The 24,083-nt window shown below is 72.7% G+C and carries 20 protein-coding genes; 15 read left to right on the forward strand and 5 right to left on the reverse strand.

Annotated features, from left to right (window positions below; translation table 11 throughout):
* Window positions 1-8 precede the first annotated feature (8 nt).
* Complete coding sequence (locus J7E94_RS01640) at window positions 9-398, reverse strand: hypothetical protein (RefSeq protein ID WP_215011642.1); 390 nt, start codon at window positions 396-398, stop codon at window positions 9-11.
* 124 nt (window positions 399-522) lie between these two features.
* Between J7E94_RS01640 and J7E94_RS01645 the strand changes: the two genes are divergently transcribed.
* Both J7E94_RS01645 and J7E94_RS01650 read left to right on the forward strand, forming a co-directional pair.
* Window positions 523-1,158, forward strand: a complete 636-nt coding sequence (locus tag J7E94_RS01645) for a TetR/AcrR family transcriptional regulator (RefSeq protein WP_215011644.1) — start codon at window positions 523-525, stop codon at window positions 1,156-1,158.
* A gap of 171 nt (window positions 1,159-1,329) precedes the next feature.
* On the forward strand, window positions 1,330-1,929 hold the full coding sequence (locus J7E94_RS01650; protein WP_215011646.1) for a 1,4-alpha-glucan branching protein: 600 nt from the start codon (window positions 1,330-1,332) through the stop codon (window positions 1,927-1,929).
* A 15-nt stretch (window positions 1,930-1,944) separates the two neighbouring features.
* Here J7E94_RS01650 and J7E94_RS01655 read toward each other — a convergent pair whose 3' ends face one another.
* On the reverse strand, window positions 1,945-4,932 hold the full coding sequence (locus J7E94_RS01655; protein ID WP_215011648.1) for a bifunctional [glutamine synthetase] adenylyltransferase/[glutamine synthetase]-adenylyl-L-tyrosine phosphorylase: 2,988 nt from the start codon (window positions 4,930-4,932) through the stop codon (window positions 1,945-1,947).
* Window positions 4,933-5,313: 381 nt separating this feature from the next.
* On the opposite strand from J7E94_RS01655, the gene J7E94_RS01660 reads away from it, so the two are divergent.
* From J7E94_RS01660 to J7E94_RS01670, 3 genes are all read left to right on the forward strand, one after another.
* Window positions 5,314-7,791 carry a PIG-L family deacetylase gene (locus tag J7E94_RS01660; RefSeq protein WP_251055977.1) on the forward strand — a complete coding sequence of 826 codons (2,478 nt, stop codon included), beginning with the start codon at window positions 5,314-5,316 and terminating at the stop codon, window positions 7,789-7,791.
* 330 nt (window positions 7,792-8,121) lie between these two features.
* Entirely contained in the window at window positions 8,122-10,173 is a 2,052-nt protein-coding gene (locus J7E94_RS01665) for a PIG-L family deacetylase (RefSeq protein WP_215011650.1), read from the forward strand.
* A 165-nt stretch (window positions 10,174-10,338) separates the two neighbouring features.
* Window positions 10,339-11,190, forward strand: coding sequence for an MBL fold metallo-hydrolase (locus tag J7E94_RS01670; protein WP_215011652.1), 852 nt, complete (start codon window positions 10,339-10,341; stop codon window positions 11,188-11,190).
* A 132-nt stretch (window positions 11,191-11,322) separates the two neighbouring features.
* Here J7E94_RS01670 and J7E94_RS01675 read toward each other — a convergent pair whose 3' ends face one another.
* Window positions 11,323-12,684 carry a glutamine synthetase family protein gene (locus J7E94_RS01675; protein WP_030717411.1) on the reverse strand — a complete coding sequence of 454 codons (1,362 nt, stop codon included), beginning with the start codon at window positions 12,682-12,684 and terminating at the stop codon, window positions 11,323-11,325.
* Window positions 12,685-12,858: 174 nt separating this feature from the next.
* On the opposite strand from J7E94_RS01675, the gene J7E94_RS01680 reads away from it, so the two are divergent.
* From J7E94_RS01680 to J7E94_RS01695, 4 genes are all read left to right on the forward strand, one after another.
* Complete coding sequence (locus tag J7E94_RS01680; protein WP_215011654.1) at window positions 12,859-13,239, forward strand: hypothetical protein; 381 nt, start codon at window positions 12,859-12,861, stop codon at window positions 13,237-13,239.
* Between the two features lie 56 nt (window positions 13,240-13,295).
* Window positions 13,296-13,958: a DUF3105 domain-containing protein gene (locus J7E94_RS01685; RefSeq protein WP_215011656.1), complete on the forward strand. Its 663-nt coding sequence runs from the start codon at window positions 13,296-13,298 to the stop codon at window positions 13,956-13,958.
* A complete protein-coding gene (locus tag J7E94_RS01690; protein WP_308344373.1) occupies window positions 13,955-14,632 on the forward strand; it encodes a DUF305 domain-containing protein in 678 nt (225 codons plus the stop codon). The genes J7E94_RS01685 and J7E94_RS01690 overlap by 4 nt, the downstream gene beginning before the upstream one ends.
* 158 nt (window positions 14,633-14,790) lie before the next feature.
* Entirely contained in the window at window positions 14,791-15,210 is a 420-nt protein-coding gene (locus J7E94_RS01695; RefSeq protein WP_215011658.1) for a CBS domain-containing protein, read from the forward strand.
* Here J7E94_RS01695 and J7E94_RS01700 read toward each other — a convergent pair.
* Complete coding sequence (locus J7E94_RS01700; RefSeq protein ID WP_215011660.1) at window positions 15,195-15,776, reverse strand: alpha/beta fold hydrolase; 582 nt, start codon at window positions 15,774-15,776, stop codon at window positions 15,195-15,197. The two genes, J7E94_RS01695 and J7E94_RS01700, sit on opposite strands and share 16 nt — an antisense overlap.
* Before the next feature lie 72 nt (window positions 15,777-15,848).
* On the opposite strand from J7E94_RS01700, the gene J7E94_RS01705 reads away from it, so the two are divergent.
* The 3 genes from J7E94_RS01705 (at window position 15,849) to J7E94_RS01715 (ending at window position 19,779) form a co-directional block, all read left to right on the forward strand.
* Entirely contained in the window at window positions 15,849-16,214 is a 366-nt protein-coding gene (locus J7E94_RS01705; protein ID WP_215011662.1) for a hypothetical protein, read from the forward strand.
* A 93-nt stretch (window positions 16,215-16,307) separates the two neighbouring features.
* Window positions 16,308-17,966, forward strand: a complete 1,659-nt coding sequence (locus J7E94_RS01710; protein ID WP_251055978.1) for a multicopper oxidase family protein — start codon at window positions 16,308-16,310, stop codon at window positions 17,964-17,966.
* Between the two features lie 58 nt (window positions 17,967-18,024).
* Window positions 18,025-19,779: an NAD+ synthase gene (locus J7E94_RS01715; RefSeq protein WP_215011664.1), complete on the forward strand. Its 1,755-nt coding sequence runs from the start codon at window positions 18,025-18,027 to the stop codon at window positions 19,777-19,779.
* 85 nt (window positions 19,780-19,864) lie between these two features.
* On the opposite strand, the gene J7E94_RS01720 is transcribed toward J7E94_RS01715, so the two are convergent.
* A complete protein-coding gene (locus J7E94_RS01720) occupies window positions 19,865-20,893 on the reverse strand; it encodes an endonuclease/exonuclease/phosphatase family protein (protein ID WP_215011666.1) in 1,029 nt (342 codons plus the stop codon).
* A gap of 288 nt (window positions 20,894-21,181) precedes the next feature.
* Between J7E94_RS01720 and panB the strand changes: the two genes are divergently transcribed.
* From panB to J7E94_RS01735, 3 genes are all read left to right on the forward strand, one after another.
* The gene (gene panB, locus J7E94_RS01725) at window positions 21,182-22,051 is read left to right on the forward strand and encodes a 3-methyl-2-oxobutanoate hydroxymethyltransferase (RefSeq protein WP_215011668.1); all 870 of its coding nucleotides are present in this window, start codon (window positions 21,182-21,184) and stop codon (window positions 22,049-22,051) included.
* Between the two features lie 143 nt (window positions 22,052-22,194).
* Window positions 22,195-23,217 carry an ATP-binding cassette domain-containing protein gene (locus tag J7E94_RS01730; RefSeq protein WP_374224367.1) on the forward strand — a complete coding sequence of 341 codons (1,023 nt, stop codon included), beginning with the start codon at window positions 22,195-22,197 and terminating at the stop codon, window positions 23,215-23,217.
* Window positions 23,214-24,074: an ABC transporter permease gene (locus J7E94_RS01735; RefSeq protein ID WP_215011672.1), complete on the forward strand. Its 861-nt coding sequence runs from the start codon at window positions 23,214-23,216 to the stop codon at window positions 24,072-24,074. The genes J7E94_RS01730 and J7E94_RS01735 overlap by 4 nt, the downstream gene beginning before the upstream one ends.
* The last annotated feature ends 9 nt before the right edge of the window (window positions 24,075-24,083 follow it).

A 24,083-nucleotide genomic window follows, 5' to 3' on the forward strand; every position in this document is an offset into this window, starting at 1 on the left:
TGACACGATCATTGAGATTCTTCTCCTTCTTCGTGTTCTACGTGTTCTACGTGTTCTGCGGGGGCGGGCTCTGCGGCGAAGCGGGCGTAGACCTCGGGGCGGCGGGTCTTCAGCCGCTGGGCGAGGGCGAGGCCGGCGAGGAAGACGGCGGGGACGAGGGCGATGAGGACGGTGTTGACGGTGGCGGAGGCCATGGTGAAGAGGCCCACCTTGGAGACGACCAGGAAGATCGCCACGGCGAGCAGGGCGGCGGCGGTGAAGGGGGCGATCACGGTCCGCCAGGGGCCTTCCGCGTGGGCCACGCCCCGGAAGTAGACGGGTACGGCGATGGCCGCGAGCAGCATCAGGGCCATGAGCCCGGCGGGTGCGGGTGGTGGCGCCGCTGGCGTTTGGGGCATGGGGAGGCGGCACCCTTCTGCGAACGGCAGGCTGCGGAGGGAAGAAAACCTAAAGGCTTTCGGTTTGCGGCAATGTAGCCTCCGGTTTCGGGATACGGGAAGACCTGACGGCGGGAGAAAACCGATGGCACGGCCGCGTACCCCGCTCCTCGACCGGGAGCGCATCGCCACGACCGCGCTCCAACTGGTCGCGGAGCACGGCGAGTTCAGCGTTCCGCAGATCGCCCGGGCGCTGGGCGTGCAGACCGGGTCGGTGTACCACCACGTGGACGGCCGGGCGGGGGTGGTGGAGCTGATACGGGAGCTCGTGTGCGACCGGATCACCGACGGGGCCTGGGCCCTGGAGCCCTGGGACCGGGCCCTGGAGGAGTGGGCCCGCTCCTACCGGGCCGCCTTCGCCGCCTACCCGCGGGCCATCCCGCTGCTGATGACCACGCCGGTGCGGGCCCCGAAGGTGCTCGCGCACTACGAGCGTGCGGTCGGGCTGCTGCTGGCGGCGGGTTTCGCGGGCGGCCAGGTGATGCCGCTGCTGACGGCGCTGGAGAACCTGGTGCTGGGCTCGGCACTCGACCTGGCCGCACCCGAGAGCATGTGGGAACCGTCCCCGGACACCCCGCTGCTCTCCCGCGCGCTGGCGACGGTGGGCCCGGGCCGCGCCGACGCGGCCTTCGAGGTGGGCCTGGCGGCCTTCCTCGCCCATGCGCGGACCCTGCGGGGCGGGGCCGAGCCGGACGAGCTGCCGCGGTCTGGTCCCAAGTAGGCTTCCGAGCACGGTGGTTGCCGCTGCACCGGTCTGCGTTCCGGCCCGCGGCCGGCCCGGCGTCGTGGGGGCCGTCGACTACACTCCTCCACCGGCTGCCGCGGCCCCCCGGGGCCGCGGCGGTGCTGTTCCGCTTCCGCTTCCGCACCCGCGCCCAGGAGTTGTCCCGGCATGGCCGTCATTCACCGCACCACCATGACCCCCGGCAAAGTGGAGCTCCTGGCGGCCTGGCTGCCGAACCAGCCCTGGTACGCCGGTCTCCCGGGCCGGGCCCCGCAGTTGGCCAAGGCGGGCGGCTTCCGGCTTGACGACCCCGAGGGCGAGGTCGGTATGGAGTTCATGGTCGTCACCGACACCGCCGGCGACAGCCCGGTCACCTACCACGTGCCTCTGACGTACCGCGGGGCCCCGCTGGACGGCGCCGAGCACGCCCTCGTCGGCACGTCGGAACACGGGGTCCTGGGGCTGCGCTGGGTGTACGACGGCGCCCAGGACCCGGTGCTGATGGCGCAGCTCCGCGCGCTGCTGCGGGGCGAGGCGGTGCCGCAGCGGCAGAACGAGAGCGGCACGCCGGACCCCACAGTCACCGTCGAAGGCACGGACCTGCCCCTGGACGCCGAGCCCACCGTGACGGTGACCCGCGTCCTGCACCCGGAGTCCCCCGCGGCTCCGGGCGACCACGCCCACGTCCGGGTCACGGCCGGCTGGCAGACCCCGGAGGGCGAGCCCGCCCGCGGCACTTTCGCGGCCGTGCGGCGGGCGGCCGCGTAGGAGGTCGTTCCGGCCCTACGCCCCGTAGAAGTACTCCTCGACCACCGCGCGGGCGCGGCGGGTGATGCGGCGGTAGTCGTCGAGCATCTCGCCGACCGTGCCCTCGGCGTAGCCGAGGTAGCGGGCCACCGCCGCCAGGTCGCGGGCCTCGGAGGGGAAGGTGTCGCCGGCCCGGCCGCGGACCAGCATCACGGCGTTGCGGACCCGGGTCGCCAGCACCCAGGCCTCGTCCAGGATCTGCGCTTCCTCGGTCGGGATGAGGCCGGCGGCGTGCGCGGCGTACAGGGCGCGGCGGGTGCGGGTGGTGCGCAGGCCCGGTTCGGCCCAGGCGTGCCGCATCTGGATGAGCTGGACGGTCCACTCGACGTCGCTGAGGCCGCCGCGGCCGAGTTTGGTGTGGAGGGTGGGGTCGGCGCCGCGCGGCAGGCGTTCCGACTCCATGCGGGCCTTGAGGCGGCGGATCTCGCGGACCGCGTCCTCGCCGAGGCCCTCCGTGGGGTAGCGCAGCGGGTCGATGAGGTCGATGAAGCGGTCTCCCAGGTCCGTGTCTCCGGCGACCTGTTCGGCGCGCAACAGGGCCTGGCTCTCCCAGGTCAGGGACCAGCGGCGGTAGTAGGCGGCGTAGGAGGCCAGGGTGCGGACGAGCGGGCCGGACCGGCCTTCGGGGCGCAGGTCGGCGTCGATGAGCAGCGGCGGGTCGGCGGTGGGGAGTTGGAGCAGCCGGCGCATCTCGGCGACGACGGTCTGGGCGGCCTTCGCGGCCTCCTGTTCGTCGACGCCTTCGCGGGGTTCGTGGACGAAGAGGACGTCGGCGTCGGAGCCGTAGCCCAGCTCGTGGCCGCCGAAGCGGCCCACGCCGATGACGGTGAAGCGGGTGGGCAGCGTGTCGCCGTAGTGGCTGTGGACGGCGGCGCGCAGGGCGCCGGCGATGGTGGCGGCGGTGAGGTCGGAGACGGCTCCGCCGACCCGGTCGACCAGGGCTCCGTGGTCCTCTTCGGCCGGGCTGTCCTCCGTACCGTACGAGCCGATGATGTCGGCGGCGGTGGTGCGGAAGAGTTCGCGGCGGCGGACCCCGCGGGCGGCGGCGACGGCGGCTTCCGGGTTCTCGGCGCGGCCGACGGCGGCGAGGACCTCCTGCTCCAGGGCCTCGTGGCTACGGGGCTGGAGGCCTTCGGGATCGCCGAGCAGGGCCACGGCTTCGGGGGCGCGCATGAGCAGGTCGGGGGCGAGGCGGCCTGCGGACAGGACGCGGGCGAGGTTTTCGGCGGCTGCGCCCTCGTCGCGGAGCAGCCGCAGGTACCAGGGGGTCCTGCCGAGGGATTCGGATACCTTGCGGAAGTTGAGCAGGCCGGCGTCCGGGTCGGCGGAGTCCGCGAACCAGCCGAGGAGCACGGGGAGCAGGGTGCGCTGGATGGCCGCCGCGCGGGTGACGCCGGAGGCGAGGGCTTCGAGGTGGCGCAGGGCGGCGGCCGGGTCGGCGTACCCGAGGGCTTCGAGGCGCTGGCCGGCGGCGCGTGTGGACAGCCGGGTCTCGCCGGGGGTGAGCTGGGCGACGGCGTCGAGCAGCGGGCGGTAGAAGAGCTTCTCGTGGAGGCGGCGGACCACGGAGGCGTGGCGGCGCCAGGCCTTGTTGAGCTCGGCGACGGGTTCGGTGCGCAGGCCGAGTGAGCGGCCGAGGCGGCGGAGGTCGTTCTCGTCCTCGGGGACGAGGTGGGTGCGGCGCAGCCGGTAGAGCTGGATGCGGTGTTCCATGGCGCGCAGGAAGCGGTACGCGTCGTGCAGTTGGGCGGCGTCGGCGCGGCCGACGTAGCCGCCGGCGGCGAGGGCGTGCAGGGCGTCGAGGGTGGTGCCGGAGTGCAGGGTGGCGTCGCTGCGGCCGTGCACGAGCTGGAGCAGCTGGACGGCGAACTCGACGTCGCGCAGGCCGCCGGGGCCGAGTTTGAGCTCGCGGTGGACCTGCGCGGCGGGAATGTTGTCGACGACGCGGCGGCGCATCTTCTGGACGTCGGGGACGAAGTTCTCGCGCTCGGCGGCCTGCCAGACGAGGGGGCTTGTGGCGTTGATGTACTGGGCGCCGAGGTCGGGGTCGCCGGCGACGGCGCGGGCCTTGAGGAGGGCCTGGAACTCCCAGGTCTTGGCCCAGCGCTGGTAGTAGGCGAGGTGGGAGGAGAGGGTCCGGACGAGGGGGCCGTTGCGGCCCTCGGGGCGGAGGTTGGCGTCGACGGGCCAGATGGTGCCTTCGACGGTGGTCTCGGAGCAGATCCGCATGAGGTGGGAGGCGAGGCGGGTGGCGGCCTGGATGCCCTTGCCCTCGTCGGTGCCGGGGGCGGCCTCGCCGACGAAGATGACGTCGACGTCGGAGACGTAGTTCAGCTCGTTGCCGCCGCACTTGCCCATCGCGATGACGGCGAGGCGGCAGGCGGCCGCGTCCGCGGGGGCGGCGGCCGAGGCGATGCGCAGGGCCGCGCGCAGGGTGGCGGTGGCGAGGTCGGCGAGCTCGGCGGCGGTCTCGGCGACGTCTATGGTCCCGCAGACGTCGCGGGCGGCGATGGAGAGCAGGCAGCGGCGGTAGGAGACGCGGAGCTGGACCGGGTCGTGCGCGTCGGCGAGTCCGCGCTCGAAGTCGGCGAGGCCGGGGTGCAGGTCGGCGGCCTCGTACGTGACGAGGGCCTGCCAGTCGAGGGGGTGGCGGGCGAGGTGGTCGCCGAGGGCCTCGGAGGCGCCGAGCACGCCGAGCAGCCGGTCGCGGAGCGGCTTGGCGCTGACGAGGGTGTCGAGGAGCCCGGGCAGCTCGTCGGACGGCTGCGCTTCGGCGAGCCGGACGAGTCCGCGGAGGGCGAGGTCGGGATCGGCGGTCGCCCCGAGGGCGTCGAGGAGCACCGGGTCGGCGCGTACGGCGGCCAGCGCGTCGGCGTCGAGCAGCCGGGCGGCGGCGGAGGGGTCGGTGAAACCGCTGCGGAGCAGCCGGATGAAGGTGCTGCTCCTGCGTCCCGGGACTGTCATCCCGCCGCCTCCCGCGGTTGTCGGTGCCTGCCCTGGCGTGCCTGGGGTGAGCGTAGCCGGAGCAGGCGTTCGACTCACCGCCGCGTATCATGCGGGGGCTTATCTGATGATCCGAAGATTTATGGCGCCATGGGGCCAACTCCCCGCCTCCGGCCGGCCACGAGGAGCCCCATGCCCGACGGACGCCCCGGCCCTGGGGCGTGGCACGCGTTCCCGCCGGCGGAGCACCCGGTCGAGGAGCCCCCGCAGGACACCGCGGCCTTCGGCACCTGGCACGCGGCCGCGGGTCACGGGCAGGGGCCGCAGCCCTGGCGGCCGGCCCCGCCCGCCGCAATGCACGGGCAAGCGTCGCAGCCCTGGCCGCCGAACCCGCCTGCCGCAATGCACGGACAAGCGTCGCAGCCCTGGCCGCCGGCCCCGCCCGCCACCGTGGGGGACGCGCAAGGACCGCAGCCCTGGCCGCCGGCCCCGCCCGCCACCGTGGAGGACGCGCAAGGACCGCAGCCCTGGCCGCCGGCCCCGCCCGCCACCGTGGAGGACGCGCAAGCACCGCACGGTGAGGGCCCGCAGGCCACCGCACCCGCCGGTGCCCGGCAGGGCCGGCGGGCCGCTCGGCGTGCCGGGAAGGCCGGTGAGGCCGGGCGCCGCTCGGGCGGGGCGGGCGCCGCGGCCGCGCGCGCTCGGCAGGCCGGGCTGCGGGCCCCTACCGCCGAGGCCGGCACGGAGGCCGAGACCGGGGCCGGGGGCCGCCGGGCACGTGGCACCTCGCGCCCCCGCGGCCAGTGGAAGGGGCTCGTCAAGGTCGTGGCGTTCTGTGCCGCCACCGCCGCCGGCAGCATGCTCGTCCTGCGCGGCAACGACGCCCTCGACCGTCTCGCCGCCCCCGCGCCCCCCGACAGCAAGGCCACCGCCCCCGCGGCCCCGGCCGACGCGCCCGACCCCGGTCGCGTGCTCCAGGTCGTCGCGCATCCGGATGACGACCTCTACTTCATGAATCCGGACCTGCGCTACTCCATAGCCGCCGGCCGCCCCGTGACCTCCGTCTACCTGACCTCCGGCGAAGCCGACGGCATCAACGCCGCCGACGGCAGGCGGGGCTCGGCCAAGCCCGACAAGCCCGCCTACGCCGAGGCCCGCCAGAACGGCATACGCGCCGCCTACGCCAAGATGGCCACCGGCGACCGCAGCAGCGCCTGGAAGCGCACCGTCGTCCCGACCAAGGGCGGCGGCCACGCCGAGGTCGACGTCCTCGTGGCCGCGCCGCAGGTGAACCTCGTCTGGCTGCAGATGCGCGAGGCCGGCACCGTCCACGAGCCCGCCCCCGACAGCCTCCACGGCCTCTGGGACGGCACGGTGGCCCGCCTGGAGTCGGTGCTCGCCTCGGGGACCCCGGTCAAGCAGAGGTTCACGTACACGAAGGACCAGGTCGTCCAGACGCTGGTCGGCGTCCTGGAGCAGTACAAGCCGACCACCATCCGCGCCCAGGACCCGACCCCCGGCCGGTTCCCCGACACCAAGCGGTACACCGACCACCAGGACCACCTCTACGGCGCCCGCTTCGTGCAACTGGCCACCGCCGCCTACGCGAAGGACGTCAAGGACCGCCCGCACTTCGCGGTGCAGAACTACGTCGGCTACTTCAACGGCTCCCTCCCCAGCACCCTGGATCCGGAGGAGGCCCAGGCGAAGCTGGACATCCTGGGCACCTACGCCTGGCTCGACCGGCAGAACCACTGCGGCAGCGACGCCGGCTGCGGCGACCTCAAGGTGTCCGGGAACCCGGCGGGCAACCGGTGGACGGAGTCCATCAACTACGCCCGCGGCACCGGCACCTCCTGGCTGACCTCCGACAAGGAGCACGGGCTGTGGGCCTTCAAGGTGCTCGACGGCCAGGTCGCCGTCTGGCACCGGACCGGCCTCATCGGCCGCTGGAGCGGGCCCACCCTGCTCCCTGGCACCGGCATGGACCAGGGCATGTCCACCGTCACCCTGGAGGACGGCCGGATCGCCGTCTTCGGCACCCGCACCTCCTTCGGCGCGAAGCCCGCCGACTACCGGCGCGAGGTCGTCCACGCCGCCCAGAAGGCTCCGGGCTCCGAGGAGTTCGGGGAGTGGCAGTCGCTGGGCACCCCCGAGACGGCGGACGAGAACTGGACCTCCGACATCAGCGCGCCCGCCGTCTCGGTCGACGGCACCGGCCGGCCGGCGGCGTACGTCCGCGACGGCTCGTACACCCTGCGCGGCCGGGTGCAGCAGGCGGACGGCAGCTGGGGCCCGTGGGAGAAGTACGGCGGCACCGACCTGCACGGCACCCCGGCCACCGCCACCGACGGCGCCGGCCGGCGGATGGTCTTCTCCTCGACCTCCAAGACGGTGGTGGGCTGGGTGCAGCCGAAGCCGGGCGCCCCCCTGGGCCCGGCCACCGCCACCGGGCTGCCGGACACCACGCTCCCGCTCACGGCGGAGGGCCGCGAGGGCGGGGTGCGGCTGTGGTTCCGCAAGCCGGGATCCGGCAACGTCCGTACCGCCCTGGTCACGGGTGACGGCGGGCTGAAGGTGAACCACCTCACCGACCTCGGCGGCCTCCAGGGCTTCGGCGCGGTGACGGCGAGCGGGCACGTGCTGGCCGGCCGCGCGGCGGGCGGGCAGCTGGGCTCGGACCTCGGGTGGGGGCGGCCGTGGGAGCGGTCGGCGCTGATGTTCGTCGGCGCGCCGGCCTCGACGATGACCGGAAAGAACATGGTCAGCCTGGCGGTGGTGGGGCTCGACGCACGGCTGTACGTGACCTCGACGGCGGACGCCCCGGACGCGTACCTGGCGCCGTGGCAGCCGGTGGGGCCGCGCAACGCCGCCCCGTAGCGGGACGCAGCAGCACATAGGGAGCGTTCCACGCACAACACCGCGGATCGGGCTACCGGTTGACCCAAGGGGCGGAAGAATTGCTTCCATATTTCGGTCACATATCCGGACTAAAAACTCCGCAGGGTGCAATCACGTCCGGTCTTTTCCGGAAACCGGCGGTCATCGGCCAAATGAGTGAACCAACTTGCCGGTATGGGCCTCTCTCTGACTGCTCAGCAGTTCTCCCGACCGGAACGACCTGACGACTGACGACTGACGACCGGAACGACCGGAACGACCGGAACGACCGAACGACCGAACGACCGAACGACCCCCGAGGCGTGACCGATGCCCATGACCCGCCGCCGCTTCGCGGCGCTCGCAGCCGTGCTGACCGCCGGTACCACCGGTGTGCTCGCCGTCGCCTCCGGCCAGCAGACGCCGGCCGAGGCCACCCAGGACAAGGCCCCGGCGGCCGCGCTCCCGGCGAGCACCACGGCCGGATCGGTCGTCCAGGTCGTCGCCCACCCCGACGACGACCTGTTCTTCATGAACCCCGACCTCAGCCGCTCGCTGCAGGCCGGCATCCCGGTCGCCACCGTCTACCTCACCTCCGGCGAGGCCGACGGCCGCAACGGGGCCAAGGGCGGCGCCGCCAACGACCCGGAGCAGCCCGCCGACCACGCCCACTACGCCGAGGCCCGGCAGAACGGCATACGCTCCGCCTACGCGCAGATGGCCCTCGGGGACCGGACCGGCGTGTGGCGCCGTACGGTCATACCCACCACCGGCGGCGGCCAGGCCGAGCTGGACGTCCTCGTCGCCAAGCCGGAGATCAACCTGGTGTGGCTCCAGATGCGCGAGGCCCGCTCCACCGGCGAGGACACCCCGGAGAGCCTGCGCGGCCTGTGGAACGGGCGGATACCCGCGCTGCCGTCCCAGCTGGCCTCCGGCACCCCGGTCAAGCGGACGTACACGTACACCAAGGACCAGCTGATACAGGCGCTGGCCGGCCTTTTGGAGCGGTACCGGCCGACGACGATACGGATGCAGGACCCGACTCCGGGCCGGTACGAGTCCGGCAAGTGCACCGACCACCAGGACCACATGTACGGGGCGCGCTTCCTGCAGGCCGCGACCGCCGCCTACGCGGAACGCGTCACGAACCGCCCGCGCTTCTCGGTCCAGAACTACCTCGGCTACCACAACGGCGACCTCCCCCACGCGCTGGACCCGCAGACGGCCGAGACGAAGACCGGGTACCTGCGGACCTACGCCTGGCACGACCACGAGAACTACTGCGGCTCCCCCTCGGGCTGCGGCGACCGCAAGGTCGCGGGCAACCCGACCGGGCGCAACTGGGCCCAGTCGCTGCGCTACAGCCGCGCCGACCACTCCTCCTGGCTGGCGGAGGGCACGCCCGGCCGCCTCTGGGCCGTCGCCGCGCTGGACGGGCAGGGCGCGTACTGGTCCCGGGGTCCCGGCGGCGACTGGGCCGGACCGGTCCTCCTCCCCGGCACCGGCATCGACCCGGGTCCGACCGCCACCAGCCTCCCCGACGGCCGGATCGGGATCCTCGCCACCCGCACGGTCTTCGGCTCCGCGCCCGCCGACTACCGGCGCGAGGTCGTGTACGCCGTCCAGTCCGCGCCCGACGGCCCGTTCGGCCCGTGGCAGTCGCTCGGCACGCCCGAGCGGGGCGACGAGGAGGGCACCTCGGCGATCAGCGCGCCCTCGGCGGGCGTGGACGCGGAGGGCCGCGTCACCGTCTACCTCCGCGACGCCCGCCGCACCCTGCGCGCCGCCGCCCAGCAGCCGCACGGCGGCTTCTCCTCCTGGCAGCGGCTGGGCGGCGACGACCTGCAGGGCGATCCGGTGACGGCGGTCGACTCCGCCGGTCGCCACCACGTGTACGCCACCACCACCGACTCGGTCCTGGCCTGGATCCGGGCCACCCCCGGCGGCCCGCTGCTCGGACCGTCGCCGACGGGCCTGCCCGCCACCACGGTCCCCCTGTCGGCGACCCCGGAGGGCGCGGGCGTCCGCCTGTACTTCCGCCGCCCCGACTCGGGGGTCGTCCGTACCGCCCTGGTCACGGCGACCCCGGGCAGACCGCAGGTCTCCAGCGTCGCGGAGGCGGGCGGCCGGGCCGGCTACGGCGCGGTCGGCGTCGCGGGCCGTGTCATCGCCGGCCGCGCGGACACCGGCACCATCGGCACGACGGCCCTCGGCGGCCCCCCTGCCTGGGCGGAATCCCGCATGCTCTACGCGGGCGCCCCGGGCGCCGTCCTCGAAGCCTCCGGCACCACGACGGCAGTCCTCGGCCTCGACGCCGAACTCCACATCACGACCACCCCCCACACCCCGAGCACCCCCACCTGGCACCGCGCGGTGCACTGATCCGCGCAGCGGCGACGGGCGACGGGGGACGGGGGGCGGCATCGATTACCGGCGCCGGCTCGTCCGGCGGCGGTGCCCGGTGTTCCGCATTTGACGACGGCCCGCAATGGGCATGGACTGGATTCACGGGCGCGCCGGCCACACTCCGTCCTAGGGAGAGCGGCGATGACAACCAGCGGATCCTTCAATCTCCTGCAGCCCCACCAGATCGCCGAGGAGACGTTCGTCATCCCGTGGGCCCTGGAAGCCCCGCCGGTCGGCCACTTCCCGATGAACTCGATGGTGATCCGCGGCGCCGAACCGGTGCTCGTGGACACCGGGGCGCCGGCGGTGCGGGCACAGTGGCTGGAGGCTGCGTGGTCCGTGGTGGATCCCCTGGACGTCCGGTGGGTCTTCCTCACCCACGACGACCGTGACCACGCCGGCAACCTCTTGGCGGTCCTCGCCGCATGCCCGAACGCGACCCTGCTGACCACGTGGTTCTCGATCGGGCGCATGGCCGAGGAGTGGGAGACGCCCATCAACCGGTGCCGCTTCATGACCGACGGCGACACCGTGGACGTGGGCGACCGGACCCTGGTCGCCAAACGGCCGCCGTTGTACGACAACCCGACGACCCGCGCCCTCTTCGATCCGAAGACCAACGTCTTGTGGGCGGTGGACACCTTCGCGACAAACGTGCCGACTCCCATGCCCGACATCGCAGAACTGTCCGCCGGCGAATTCCGGGACGGCCAATTCTTCGGCGGGCGCCTGGTCTCGCCCTGGGTCGCGCTGCTGGACGGCCAGAAGTTCCAGGCGGTGGTCAACGACATCCAGCGGCTCGGCGCCGAGGTCATCGCCGGCTGCCACACGCCGGTGCTTCGCGGGCCACGGATCGCGGAGGCGTTCGACCTCCTCCGCCAACTCCCCGGGATTCCGCCGTGGACAGAGTTCACACAGGTCGACCTCGACCAGTGGATGGCGCTCGCCGAGAGTTCGGTCCCACCGGAACAGCCCCGGCCGTCGGCCACGTGATGTCCCGCTCAAGCTGCTGAAGACCCCGTCGGGGGATGTCGGCCCAAGACCGGTGAGACGCTTCAGGGCCGACGACGTGACGTCGCCGGCCCTGAAGGTGGTTCCGCTCCGGGATACCGCCCCTGACTGCGGCTACAGCACCGGGAGGTTCTTGCGGAGTTCGAAGGCCGTGACCTCGCTCCGGTATTCCTCCCACTCCTGCTTCTTGTTGCGGAGGAAGAAGTCGAAGACGTGCTCGCCGAGGGTTTCGGCGACCAGTTCGCTGCGCTCCATCAGGGAGATGGCCTCGCCGAGGTTCTGCGGAAGGGGTTCGATGCCCATCGCGCGGCGTTCGGCGTCGGAGAGGGCCCAGACGTCGTCGTCGGCGCCGGCCGGGAGTTCGTAGCCCTCCTCGATGCCCTTGAGGCCCGCCGCGAGGAGGACGGCGTACGTGAGGTACGGGTTGGCGCCCGAGTCGATCGAGCGGACCTCCACGCGGGAGGAGCCCGTCTTGCCCGGCTTGTACATCGGGACGCGGATCAGGGCCGAGCGGTTGTTGTGGCCCCAGCAGATGTACGAGGGGGCCTCGCCGCCCGCGCCGGCGCTGCGGGAGGAGCCGCCCCAGATGCGCTTGTAGGAGTTGACCCACTGGTTGGTGACCGCGGCCGTCTCGGCGGCGTGCTTGAGGAGGCCCGCGATGAAGGAGCGGCCGACCTTGGAGAGCTGGTACTCGGCGCCCGACTCGTAGAAGGCGTTGCGGTCTCCCTCGAAGAGGGAGAGGTGGGTGTGCATGCCCGAGCCGGGGTACTCGGAGAAGGGCTTCGGCATGAAGGTGGCCTGGACGCCCTGTTCGAGGGCGACCTGCTTCATCACCAGGCGGAAGGTCATGATGTTGTCGGCCGTGGAGAGCGCGTCGGCGTAGCGGAGGTCGATCTCCTGCTGGCCGGGGGCGCCCTCGTGGTGGCTGAACTCGACCGAGATGCCCATCGATTCGAGCATGGTGATCGCCTGGCGGCGGAAATCCATGCCCACGTTCTGCGGAGTGTGGTCGAAATAGCCGGAGTTGTCCGCCGGGACCGGGCGGGTGCCGTCCAGCGGCTTGTCCTTCAGCAGGAAGAACTCGATCTCCGGGTGGGTGTAGAAGGTGAAGCCCAGGTCGGAGGTCTTGGCCAGGATGCGCTTGAGGACGTAGCGCGGGTCCGCGAAGGACGGGGAGCCGTCCGGCATCAGGATGTCGCAGAACATCCGGGCGGTCCCGGGGGCCTCGGCGCGCCACGGCAGTATCTGGAAGGTGCTCGGATCCGGCTTGGCGATCATGTCGGACTCGTAGACCCGCGCGAAGCCCTCGATGGCGGAGCCGTCGAAGCCGATGCCCTCGTCGAAGGCCTGCTCCAGCTCCGCGGGTGCGACCGCGACGGACTTGAGGAAGCCCAGTACGTCGGTGAACCACAGGCGCACGAAGCGGATGTCGCGCTCCTCAAGCGTCCGGAGGACGAATTCCTGCTGCTTGTCCATGCCTTCATCCTCGCAGTTCAGACGGCCTGTGCACCACCGCCCTCGGGGGGTTTGGGCACAGTCGGGCCGGCCCAGTATCGCCAGCGGTGGTTTCCGCCACATTACGCACCTGCCACAGGTCGCGGCACCCCCGCACTGACCTCGGACCCGTCATGAGCATTACCATCTGCGCCCATGGGGGGCCGGCAGGACACGCAGCAGGGGCGTCGCGTACGCCCCGGACTGCTGCGCGCCGTCCTGCTGACGGCCTTCGGGCTGCTGGCGGGGGTGCTCCTGCTCTGCGCGCGGCCCGGTGAGCCCCATGCCCCGGCCCCGACGGCCTCGCAGGTCCGGGAGCCGGCGCACGCCGTCTGCGTGTCCCCGTACGACCTGCCCGGCTGCTCGTCCCTCGCGCATACGATCCCGGGCGTCCTGCCCGTGCCGCCGCCCGCCGTGGCCGTGGCGGGCGGCGGTCCGCTGCCCGCCGCCGCGGCCGGCGGGGCCGGCCGGATGCGGGCGCCCGAGCCCCTCGCGCGCGCCCCCGGCCTGCATGCCCTCCAGGTGCTGCGGACCTGACCGGTCCGGTTTCCCGTTCCATCCACCCCCCTCATCAGCAGAAGGAATCAGGGCACATGGCCAGCAGGACCTCGGACAACCACTCCCGCCAGCAGCGCATAGCCGAGATGCGCCGGGCCGACAAGGCGCGGGACCGGCGCAACACGGCCATCGCGATCACGGTCTCGTCGGCCGTCGTCGTCGGCCTGGTCGGCTTCGGCGCGTGGGTGCTGATCGACCAGAAGCAGACCGAGCAGCGCAAGCTGGACGCCATCGAGAAGGCCCGCAACACGCCGGTCGACGGCGAGCGGGAGTGGGACGCGAAGAAGCTGGGCCGCAACCACGTCGAGACCCCGGTGAAGTACGAGATGAACCCGCCGGTCGGCGGTGACCACCACCCCCGCTGGATGAACTGCAACGGCGACGTCTACGCGAACCCGCTGCCGGAGGTGAACGCCGTGCACTCGCTGGAGCACGGCGCCGTCTGGGTGACGTACAACGAGAAGGCCGCCAAGGGCGACCTGGACACGCTCGCCGCGACGGTGGGCAAGACCCCGTACACGCTGATGAGCCCGGTCAAGGAGCAGGCCGGCACGATCATGCTCAGCGCCTGGGGCAAGCAGCTGACCGTGGAGAAGGCGGACGACCCCCGGGTGGCGCAGTTCTTCACCAAGTACGTGCAGGGCCCGCAGACCCCGGAGCCGGGCGCGGCCTGCACCAACGGGCTGGGCGACAAGTGAGCCGTACGCCCCGTACGTACTGGGTGGCGGGCACGGCCGTCCTGCTGGCGCTGCTGTTCGCGGCGGCCGCCACGGTCGCCGCCGCCGGCGGGGACTCCGGTACGGGGCCCCGCACGCCGGGGCTCCACTCGGCGGACGCGGGCTTCGCCCGGGACATGGCGGTGCACCACCAGCAGGCGGTGGAGATGTCCTTCATCGTCCGCGACCGCACCCAGGACGAGGCGGTCCGCAGCCTCGCCTACGACATCGCCAACACGCAGGCCAACCAGCGGGGCATGATGCTCGGCTGGCTGGACCTGTGGGGGCTGCCGAAGGTGGTGGCGGGCGAGCCGCCGATGTCGTGGATGGGGAGCGAGGACGAGCACGCGGGCCACTCGGGACACGGGGAGCACGCCGGACCCGGAGCCAAGCCCGGCGCGCTCATGCCCGGCATGGCCGGCAAGGAGGAGCTCGCGCAGCTGGGCTCCGCCTCCGGCCGGGACGCGGAAGTGCTCTACCTCCAGCTGATGACCGGCCACCACCAGGGCGGCGTCGCGATGGCCGAGGGCTGTGCCCGGCTGTGCGGGACCCTGGTCGAGCGGGAGCTGGCGCAGGGCATGGTCGACGCGCAGCGTTCGGAGCTCACCCTGATGGCGGACATGCTGAAGCAGCGCGGAGCTGCGCCGCGCGGGTGACGGGACACGCTCGTACGGTGGTGGGAGGCGCCCTCTCACCCGTACGGGCGTGTGTACCGCCGTGCGGGGCCGCGCGGGCCGAACGGGCCCGTCGCGGCGGGGCGCCGAGCCGGGCGCGACCGCGTCCGGCGCGAACGGCGCGTTCAGGAGGTTAAGCGATGACCACCGCCGCAGAGATCATGCACGCCGGGGCCCAGTGGATCCCCGCCACCGAGACGCTGGACCGGGCCGCCGAGCTGATGGCCCGCCTCAATGTGGGCGCGCTGCCCATCAGCGACGCCGACGAACGGCTGTGCGGCATCATCACGGACCGCGACATCGTCGTGGGCTGTATAGCCAAGGGCAAGGACCCGGCGAAGATGACGTGCGGTGACATGTGCCAGGGCACCCCGCGCTGGATCGACGCCGACGCGGACGTGTCCGAGGTGCTGGAGGAGATGGAGAGCCACCAGATCAAGCGCCTGCCGGTGATCAGGAACAAGAAGCTGGTCGGCATGATCAGCGAGGCCGACCTGGCGCAGCACCTGTCGGAGGACCAGATCGCGGAATTCGTCGAGAAGGTCTACGCGAGGCGCTGACCCCTACCCGGCTCCCCCGCTGTGAGGACCGCCCGGGCCACCTGGTCCGGGCGGTCCAGCATGACCAGGTGTCCGGCGGGCTCGGCGACCTCGAAGCGGGCGCCGAGCCGGTCGGCGAGGTCCGCCTGGCGGGCGAGCCAGCGCAGGGCGCCGCGCCCCGCGCTGCCGTCGTGGCCCGCGAGGACGGTGGCGGGCGCGGTCAGGGGGTGCGTGCCGCGCAGCGCCAGGACTTCCGCGGCCATGTCCGGGTAGCGGGAGTTCTCCAGCAGGGCCCCGCGCCAGACGCGGCCGGTGCGGTAGCAGCGGCGTACGAGGTCCCGCGCGGCCGGGTCGCCGCCGCCGGTCCGGGAGGCCCGTACGGTCGCGCGGCGGGCCGCCGGGCCCAGCGCGGCGGGCAGCCCGGCGGCGGTGACGACCCGGCCGAGGGCGCGGGCGGCGGCGGCGCGCAGCGTGGCGGGCAGGGCCGTACGGGGGCGCTCCTCGACGCTGCCGTCGACCACGGCGCCCAGGCCTAGGAGCGCCGCGACGGGCCAGGCGGTGTGCGGGGAGAGGCCATGAGGGGACATAGTGTGACTAATCCTCAGCAGATGGGGCGTCGGTCCCTCGCTCGGATACCCACCCCCGGTAGGGTTCCGATCATGACGCGCAGTGACCAGCGAGCCGCCCCCTGGCGCCGCCTGCTCCTGCTGCCCCTGCTGCTCGCCGCGCTGCTGCTGGGCTTCGTCGCCCTGCACACCGGGGGCCGTCCGGCTGAGTCCCACGCCTTCGCAGACGTGCCCGGGGGCCACTTCGTTGCCTCGGCCCCCGCACCGGTCGCCGAGGGAGCCGTGCCGGCCGCCGAGGGAGCCGTGCCGGCCGCCGGCCTCGCCGTGCTCGGAGAGCTCACCCTTCCGGTCCTCGGCGCCGGCCCCGCCGGCTCCCGCGAGACCGCGCCGCTCGGGGGCGCGGCCCGCGCTCCGGGCCGGCCGTCCGGCGCAGGCCGGCCGCCGGTACTGCGGATATAGGACCGGCCCTCGCGCCGCCCCCGGTCAGCCGTGGGGCGGCGCCCCAGCGCGCCCACCCCTGCCCGTGCCCCGACACCCACGAGGTGCTCCCCCATGCCCGCTTTCCCCGCCCGAACGCCCTCCCCCCTGCCTTCGCGGCCCTCCCGCCGCTCCGTGCTCGGCGCATCCGCATCCGCTGCCGCCGCCGTCGCCGGTGCGGCGCTGCTCACCGCCTGCGGCGGCTCCGCCGGCTCGCGCTCCGGCCCTTCCCACGACTCCGGCCGGGGTCACGGGGCCATGCAGCACGGCGGTTCCGCCGCCGATGTGGCCGGCTACGTCGACCCCGCCGGCCCCGAGGTCAAGGCCGCCGAGGCCGCCCGCAAGGCCACCGGCCCGCTCACCGAGGTCAAGCTCACCGCCACCGCCGCCACGCTCGACCTCGGCGGCGGGCACTCCGTCCGCTCGTGGGCGTACGGGGGCGAGCTGCCGGGCCAGGAGGTCCGGGTCACCGCGGGCGGCACCCTCGCCCTCACCCTGGCCAACAACCTCCCCGAGGCCACCTCCCTGCACTGGCACGGCATCGCGCTGCGCAACGACATGGACGGGGTCCCTGGGGTGACCCAGCGGGACATCGCCCCGGGCGGCTCGTTCGCGTACCGGTTCGCCGTCACGCACCCGGGGACGTACTGGTTCCACCCGCACACCGGCGTCCAGCAGGACCGCGGGCTGTACGCGCCGCTCATCGTCGAGGACCCGAAGGAGCCCCTCTCGTACGACAAGGAGTGGGTGGTGGTCCTGGACGACTGGATCGACGGGGTCGACGGCGCCACCCCGGACGCCGTCCTCGCCGAGCTCCGCAAGCGCGCGAACCCCCAGGGGCACGCCGCACACGGCCGGGCGCCCAGCCCCACCCCCAAGACCACCGGCACCTCCCGCAGGCCCCCGCGCCTCCTCGTGGGCGCCGACAGCGACATCCTCGGCAACGAGGCGGGGGATGTCGCCTACCCGTACTACCTGGTCAACGGCCGGGTCGCGCAGGACCCGTCCGTCTTCACCGCGAGCCCCGGCGACCGGATCCGGCTGCGCATCATCAACGCCGGCGGGGACACGGCCTTCCGGATCGCACTCGGCGGCCACGAACTGACGGTCACCCACACGGACGGCTACCCGGTGGAGCACGCGACGACGGGCTCCCTGCTGCTGGGCATGGGCGAGCGCTACGACGTGCTGGTCACCGCGAAGGACGGGGTGTTCCCGCTCACCGCGCTCGCCGAGGGCAAGGGGCAGTCGGCCCTCGCGGTGCTGCGTACCGGGGCGGGGACGGCGCCGACCCCGGCCACCCGGCCGGCCGAGCTGGACGGGCCGCCGCTGATGGCGGACTCGCTCAAGCCCGCGGAGTCGGCCGCGCTGGCCCCGCGCGAGCCGGACCGTACGGTGCGGCTGCGACTGACCGGCTCCATGTCCCGGTACAACTGGGCCTTCAACGGCGCGCCGTACACGCCGGACCAGCGGCACCCGGTGAAGGCGGGCGAACGCGTCCGGCTGGAGTTCGCCAACGCCACGCCGATGTGGCACCCGGTCCACCTGCACGGCCACACCTTCACCCTGGGCGGCGAGGCCGGCGGGGCCCGCAAGGACACCGCGATCCTGCTGCCGGGCGCGAGGCTGACGGCGGATTTCGACGCGGACAACCCCGGGCTGTGGATGACCCACTGCCACAACGTCTACCACTCGGAATCCGGGATGATGACGGTCCTCGGCTACCAGCTGTAGGGGCGAAAAGAGGCCAGGCCCAGGGCATTGCGTCAGAAAGACGATTACACTGGGCCGCGTGCCTCAACTTCGCCTCGCTCTGAATCAGATCGACTCGCGCGTCGGCAACATCAGCGCCAACGCCGACTCGGTCGTCCACTGGACCCGGCACTCCGCCGAGCAGGGCGCCCACCTGGTGGCGTTCCCGGAGATGATGCTGACCGGGTACCCCGTCGAGGACCTCGCCCTGCGGGAGTCCTTCGTCGAGGCCTCCCGCACCGCGCTGCGCGAGCTCGCGGCGCGCCTCGCGGCCGAAGGCCTCGGCGAGCTGCCGGTCGTCGTCGGCTACCTCGACCGGACCGAGAAGGCCGCGCCCCGGCTCGGCCGCCCGGCCGGCTCCCCGGAGAACGCGGCCGCCGTGCTGTACAGGGGCGAGGTGGTGCTGCGCTTCGCCAAGCACCACCTCCCCAACTACGGCGTGTTCGACGAGTTCCGGTACTTCGTGCCGGGCGACACCCAGCCGGTGATCCGGGTGCACGGCGTCGACGTGGCCCTGGCCATCTGCGAGGACCTCTGGCAGGAGGGCGGCCGCGTCCCCGCCACCCGCTCCGCCGGGGCCGGACTGCTGATCTCGATCAACGCCTCCCCGTACGAGCGCAACAAGGACGACTTGCGCCTCGAACTGGTGCAGAAGCGCGCCCAGGAGGCCGGCTGCACGCTCGCCTACGTGGCCATGATCGGCGGCCAGGACGAGCTGGTCTTCGACGGCGACTCGATCGTGGTGGACGGCACCGGCGAGGTCATCGCCCGCGCACCGCAGTTCTCCGAGGGCTGCGTCCTGGTCGACCTCGACCTGCCGGCCGCGCGCGCCGACGCCCCCGAGGGCGTGGTCGACGACGGGCTGCGCATCGACCGCGTGGTCCTGTCCGAGGATCCGGTGGCCCCGTACGAGCCGGTCGTCACGGGCGGCTACGCCGACCGCCTCGACGACGACGAGGAGATCTACGACGCGCTGGTCGTGGGCCTGCGCGCGTACGTCACGAAGAACGGTTTCCGCTCCGTCCTGATCGGCCTCTCCGGAGGCATCGACTCCGCGCTCGTCGCCGCCATCGCCTGCGACGCGATCGGCGCGCAGAACGTGTACGGCATCTCGATGCCCTCGAAGTACTCCTCGGACCACTCCCGGGGGGACGCGGCCGACCTGGCCGTGCGGACCGGCCTGAACTTCCGGACCGTGCCGATCGAGCCGATGTTCGACGCGTACATGGGCGGGCTGGGCCTGACCGGCCTGGCCGAGGAGAACCTCCAGTCCCGGCTGCGCGGCACCCTGCTGATGGCCGTCTCCAACCAGGAGGGCCACCTCGTGCTGGCCCCGGGCAACAAGTCCGAGCTGGCCGTCGGCTACTCCACCCTGTACGGCGACTCGGTCGGCGCCTACGGCCCCATCAAGGACGTCTACAAGACGGACATCTTCCGGCTGGCCCATTACCGCAACCGCGCGGCGGCCGAGCGCGGCGAGACCCCGCCCATCCCGGAGAACTCCATCGTGAAGCCGCCGAGCGCCGAGCTGCGCCCCGGCCAGATGGACACGGACTCGCTGCCGGACTACCCGGTGCTGGACGCGATCCTCACCCTGTACGTGGACCGCGACCGGGGCATCGAGGAGATCGTCGCGGCCGGATTCGACCGCGAGCTGGTCGCCAAGACCCTGCGGATGGTGGACACGGCTGAGTACAAGCGCCGCCAGTACCCGCCGGGCACGAAGATCTCCGCGAAGGGCTTCGGCAAGGACCGCCGGCTGCCGATCACGAACGGCTGGCGCGAGCAGGCGTAGCGGCTCCCGCGCCCCGGCCCGGAGGCAGACGCAGGGAGGGGGCCTCCGCCGCATCAGCGGCGGGGCCCCCTCCGTCTGCCTCCGCCTACTTCTTCACCGTCAGCCGCGCCGCGACCGGGAGGTGGTCGCTGCCCGTGCGCGGCAGGGTCCAGGAGGCCTCCGGCTTCATGCCGCGCACCATGATCTGGTCGATGCGGGCCATCGGGAACTGGGCCGGCCAGCTGAAGCCGAAGCCGTCGCCCGCCGCGCCCTGCGTGGAGCGCATCTGCGAGGTGACCTCGGACAGGGCCCGGTCGTTCATCGTGCCGTTGAGGTCGCCGAGCAGGACGACCTTCCGCAGCGGTTCGGCGGCGAGCGCGGACCCGAGCGCGTCGGCGCTGTTGTCGCGCTGGTTGGCGGTGAAGCCGGCGTTCAGCTTGACCCGGACCGAGGGCAGGTGGGCGACGTAGACGCCGATGTCGCCCTCGGGGGTGGCCACGGTGGTGCGCATCGCGCGGGTCCAGCCCAGCCGGATGTCCACGGGCCTGCTGGAGGTCAGCGGGTACCTGCTCCACACGCCGACCGTGCCCTCGACCGCGTGGTACTTGTACGTGCCCGCCAGGGCCTTCTCGTAGACGGGGACGGCGCTCCCCTTGAGCTCGGTCAGGGCCAGTACGTCGGCCCCGGACTTCGCCACGGACTCGGCGGTGCCGCGCGGATCGGGGTTGTCGGCGTCGACGTTGTGGGCGGCGACCATGAGGTTGCCGCCGCCGCCGGACTTGTCGGTGACCAGTCCGGCGAACAGGTTCATCCAGACCGCGGCCGTCAGCAGTATCGCGATGAGCGCGGTCGCCGACCTGCGGTACACGGCGGACGCCAGCAGGACCGGGACGGCCAGGCCCAGCCAGGGCAGGAAGGTCTCGGTGAGGCTGCCGAGGTTGCCCACGTCATTGGGCAGCTCGGCGTGGAAGATCATGACCAGCGAGAGCAGTACGGCGAGCCCCGCCAGCACGAGCCCGCGGCGCCAGATGCCGCGGTCCCCTCTCAGAGCGGCCAGCCGGCGCCGGAAGCGGGATCCGGAGGGCTCGTGCTCCGAGCCGCCATTCCCCTTTTCCGTCAGATACGCCTGTGCCATGCCGCTGCCCTCACTGCCGTGCTCGCGCTCCGTCCCCGCCCCTTGACCCTAGGCGATGTACGGAGCCTTCCGTGCCCTACATCACGACCGCCCGTCACGGTCGTACGTCCGGGAGGACGAACGGCCGTACGCCATGGGTTCCGCTTGTCACGAAACGCGCACATTGGAGTGCGCGGGCCGGGCGCGCCCCCCGCGGCACTTCCGCCACGGGCCCGGCGGATGCCACCATGGTGGATGAGTCCGGGGACGCCGTAAGGGTGCCTCGAGATGACACAAGGAGCAGTTGCAATGACGCCTGCCGTTTCGCCTGCCCGCGAACCCGCGTCCAAGGCCTCCCCCACCCTGTATGGAGGCACGGGCACCCGGCGCATCACCGTCCGCGACCTGACCCTCGCCAAGGAACGCGGCGAGAAGTGGCCCATGCTCACCGCCTACGACGCGATGACCGCGTCCGTGTTCGACGAGGCCGGCATCCCGGTGATCCTCGTCGGCGACTCGATGGGCAACTGCCACCTCGGCTACGACTCCACCGTCCCGGTGACGATGGACCAGATGACCATGCTGTCGGCGGCCGTCGTACGCGGCACGAGCCGGGCGCTGGTCATCGGCGACATGCCGTTCGGCTCGTACCAGGAAGGCGCCGTGCAGGCGCTGCGCAGCGCCACCCGTCTCGTGAAGGAGGCCGGGGTCGGAGCGGTGAAGCTGGAGGGCGGCGAGCGCTCGCTGCACCAGACCGAGCTGATCGTCCAGTCCGGCATCCCCGTCATGTCCCACCTGGGCCTGACCCCTCAGTCCGTGAACGCCATGGGCTACCGGGTGCAGGGCCGCGGCGACGAGGCCGCGCACCAGCTGCTGCGCGACGCCAAGGCCGCGCAGGACGCGGGCGCCTTCGCGGTGGTCCTGGAGCTGGTTCCGGCCGAGCTGGCCGCCGAGGTCACCCGGTCCCTGCACATCCCGACGGTCGGCATCGGCGCGGGCGCGGAGTGCGACGCGCAGGTGCTGGTGTGGACGGACATGATGGGGCTGACCGGCGGGAAGATGCCGAAGTTCGTCAAGCAGTACGCGCAGCTGCGCCAGACCATGGGCGACGCGGCGAAGGCCTTCGCCGAAGACGTCATCGGCGGAACGTTCCCGCAGGAGGAGCACGCCTTCCACTGATGAAGTGGGCATGAGCTGAGCACGGCCGACGGCCCGCCGACGACACAAGCCGGGGGCCGTCGGCTGCCTGTCGGCCGGCTGTCGGTCGGCTGTCGGTCGGCTGTCGGTCGGCTGTCGGTGCTTTGTCAGTGGCGGCTGCTCCCATGGTGGGCATGACGCGAAACGACAAGAATCCCCACGCCGTACAGGTACGGGGGCTGGTCAAGCACTTCGGCGAGACCAAGGCCCTGGACGGTGTCGACCTGGACGTCCGCGAGGGCACCGTCCTCGGGGTCCTCGGACCCAACGGAGCCGGCAAGACCACCCTCGTGCGCTGCCTGTCCACCCTGATCATCCCCGACGCCGGAACGGCGACGGTCGCGGGCTTCGACGTGGTCCGCCAGCCGCGGCAGCTGCGCCGCACCATAGGCCTCACCGGCCAGTACGCCTCGGTCGACGAGAAGCTCTCCGGCTGGGAGAACCTCTACATGATCGGCCGGCTGCTCGACCTGTCCCGCAAGGACGCCCGCCGCCGCGCGGACGAGATGCTGGAGCGGTTCTCGCTCACCGAGGCGGCCAAGAAGGCCGCCATGAACTACTCCGGCGGCATGCGCCGGCGGCTCGACCTCGCCGCCTCGCTGATCGGCAACCCGGCCGTGCTCTACCTGGACGAGCCGACCACCGGTCTCGACCCCCGGACCCGCAACGAGGTGTGGGACGAGGTCCAGCGGCTGGTCGCCGAGGGCGCCACCGTCCTGCTCACCACCCAGTACATGGAGGAGGCCGAACAGCTCGCCAGTGAGCTGACGGTCATCGACCGCGGCAAGGTCATCGCCAGCGGCAAGGTCGACGAGCTCAAGGCCCGGGTCGGCGGCCGCACCCTGAAGATCCGCCCCGTGGACTCCTCGCAGCTGCCGGGCATGGCCCGCGCGCTGGCCGAGGCGGGGCTGGACGGCGTGGCCGGCTCGCAGGCCGTGCCGGACGAGGGGGTGCTGCTGGTGCCGATCCTGAGCGACGAGCAGCTGACCGCCGTCGTCGGCCTGCTGGCCGCCCGCGGGTACGCGATCGCCGACCTCGGCACCTACCTGCCCAGCCTCGACGAGGTGTTCCTGTCCATCACCGGACAGAAGCCCGCCCCGGCCGAGGACTCCCTTTCCGCCGAGAAGCCCGAGGAGGTCGCGGCATGAGCACCGTAACCACGACGAAGCCCCACGACACCGCCGGTACCTCGGCCTCCCCGGCGGCCGCGGCCGCCGCGTCCGGCGAGGGCCGGATCGGCCTGCGGGCCAACCTGCGGCACATCGGCGCCCTGGTGCGCCGCAACGCCCTGCAGATCAAGCAGGACCCCGAGTCGATGTTCGACGTCCTGTTCATGCCGATCATCTTCACGCTGCTGTTCGTGTTCGTCTTCGGCGGCGCGATCTCCGGCAAGGGCAACCAGGGCGCGTACGTCAACTACGTGGTCCCCGGCCTGATGGCGATGATGGGCATGAACATCGCCATGGGGGTCGGCACCGGCGTCAACGACGACTTCAAGAAGGGCGTGATGGACCGGTTCCGGTCCATGCCCATCGCCCGGTCCTCGGTACTCATCGCCAAGATCGTGGTCGAGCTCGGCCGGATGATGGTCGCCATCGCGATCCTGCTCGGCATGGGCTTCATCCTCGGTCTGTCGATCAAGACCTCGGTGCTGGACCTGTTCCTCGCCATCGGGCTGTCGGCGGTCTTCGGCGCCTCGCTGATGTGGATCTTCATCCTGCTGGGCCTCACCCTGAAGACCGCCCAGGCGGTGCAGGGCATGGCGATGATCGTCCTGATGCCGCTGCAGTTCGGCAGCTCGATCTTCGCCCCGCCGTCCACGATGCCGGGCTGGCTGCAGAGCTTCACCGACTACAACCCGCTGTCCAACCTGGCCGACGCGGCCCGCGCCCTGATCAACGGGACGCCGATGGGCAACTCGGTGTGGGTCACGCTGGCCTGGTCGATCGCCATCACGGCGGTCACCATGCCGATCGCGGTCCGCAAGTTCCGCCAGAAGACCTGATCCGGCCCG

Source organism: Streptomyces sp. ISL-94, assembly GCF_018614075.1.
In the GTDB taxonomy this organism is placed as follows: Bacteria; Actinomycetota; Actinomycetes; order Streptomycetales; family Streptomycetaceae; genus Streptomyces.

Coding starts and splice junctions, on each gene's coding strand:
- J7E94_RS01640 (WP_215011642.1), bottom strand. CDS start 398: ATGCCCCAAACGCCAGCGGCGCCACCACCCGCACCCGCCGGGCTCATG.
- J7E94_RS01645 (WP_215011644.1), top strand. CDS start 523: ATGGCACGGCCGCGTACCCCGCTCCTCGACCGGGAGCGCATCGCCACG.
- J7E94_RS01650 (WP_215011646.1), top strand. CDS start 1,330: ATGGCCGTCATTCACCGCACCACCATGACCCCCGGCAAAGTGGAGCTC.
- J7E94_RS01655 (WP_215011648.1), bottom strand. CDS start 4,932: ATGACAGTCCCGGGACGCAGGAGCAGCACCTTCATCCGGCTGCTCCGC.
- J7E94_RS01660 (WP_251055977.1), top strand. CDS start 5,314: ATGCACGGACAAGCGTCGCAGCCCTGGCCGCCGGCCCCGCCCGCCACC.
- J7E94_RS01665 (WP_215011650.1), top strand. CDS start 8,122: ATGCCCATGACCCGCCGCCGCTTCGCGGCGCTCGCAGCCGTGCTGACC.
- J7E94_RS01670 (WP_215011652.1), top strand. CDS start 10,339: ATGACAACCAGCGGATCCTTCAATCTCCTGCAGCCCCACCAGATCGCC.
- J7E94_RS01675 (WP_030717411.1), bottom strand. CDS start 12,684: ATGGACAAGCAGCAGGAATTCGTCCTCCGGACGCTTGAGGAGCGCGAC.
- J7E94_RS01680 (WP_215011654.1), top strand. CDS start 12,859: ATGGGGGGCCGGCAGGACACGCAGCAGGGGCGTCGCGTACGCCCCGGA.
- J7E94_RS01685 (WP_215011656.1), top strand. CDS start 13,296: ATGGCCAGCAGGACCTCGGACAACCACTCCCGCCAGCAGCGCATAGCC.
- J7E94_RS01695 (WP_215011658.1), top strand. CDS start 14,791: ATGACCACCGCCGCAGAGATCATGCACGCCGGGGCCCAGTGGATCCCC.
- J7E94_RS01700 (WP_215011660.1), bottom strand. CDS start 15,776: ATGTCCCCTCATGGCCTCTCCCCGCACACCGCCTGGCCCGTCGCGGCG.
- J7E94_RS01705 (WP_215011662.1), top strand. CDS start 15,849: ATGACGCGCAGTGACCAGCGAGCCGCCCCCTGGCGCCGCCTGCTCCTG.
- J7E94_RS01710 (WP_251055978.1), top strand. CDS start 16,308: ATGCCCGCTTTCCCCGCCCGAACGCCCTCCCCCCTGCCTTCGCGGCCC.
- J7E94_RS01720 (WP_215011666.1), bottom strand. CDS start 20,893: ATGGCACAGGCGTATCTGACGGAAAAGGGGAATGGCGGCTCGGAGCAC.
- panB (WP_215011668.1), top strand. CDS start 21,182: ATGACGCCTGCCGTTTCGCCTGCCCGCGAACCCGCGTCCAAGGCCTCC.
- J7E94_RS01730 (WP_374224367.1), top strand. CDS start 22,195: ATGGTGGGCATGACGCGAAACGACAAGAATCCCCACGCCGTACAGGTA.
- J7E94_RS01735 (WP_215011672.1), top strand. CDS start 23,214: ATGAGCACCGTAACCACGACGAAGCCCCACGACACCGCCGGTACCTCG.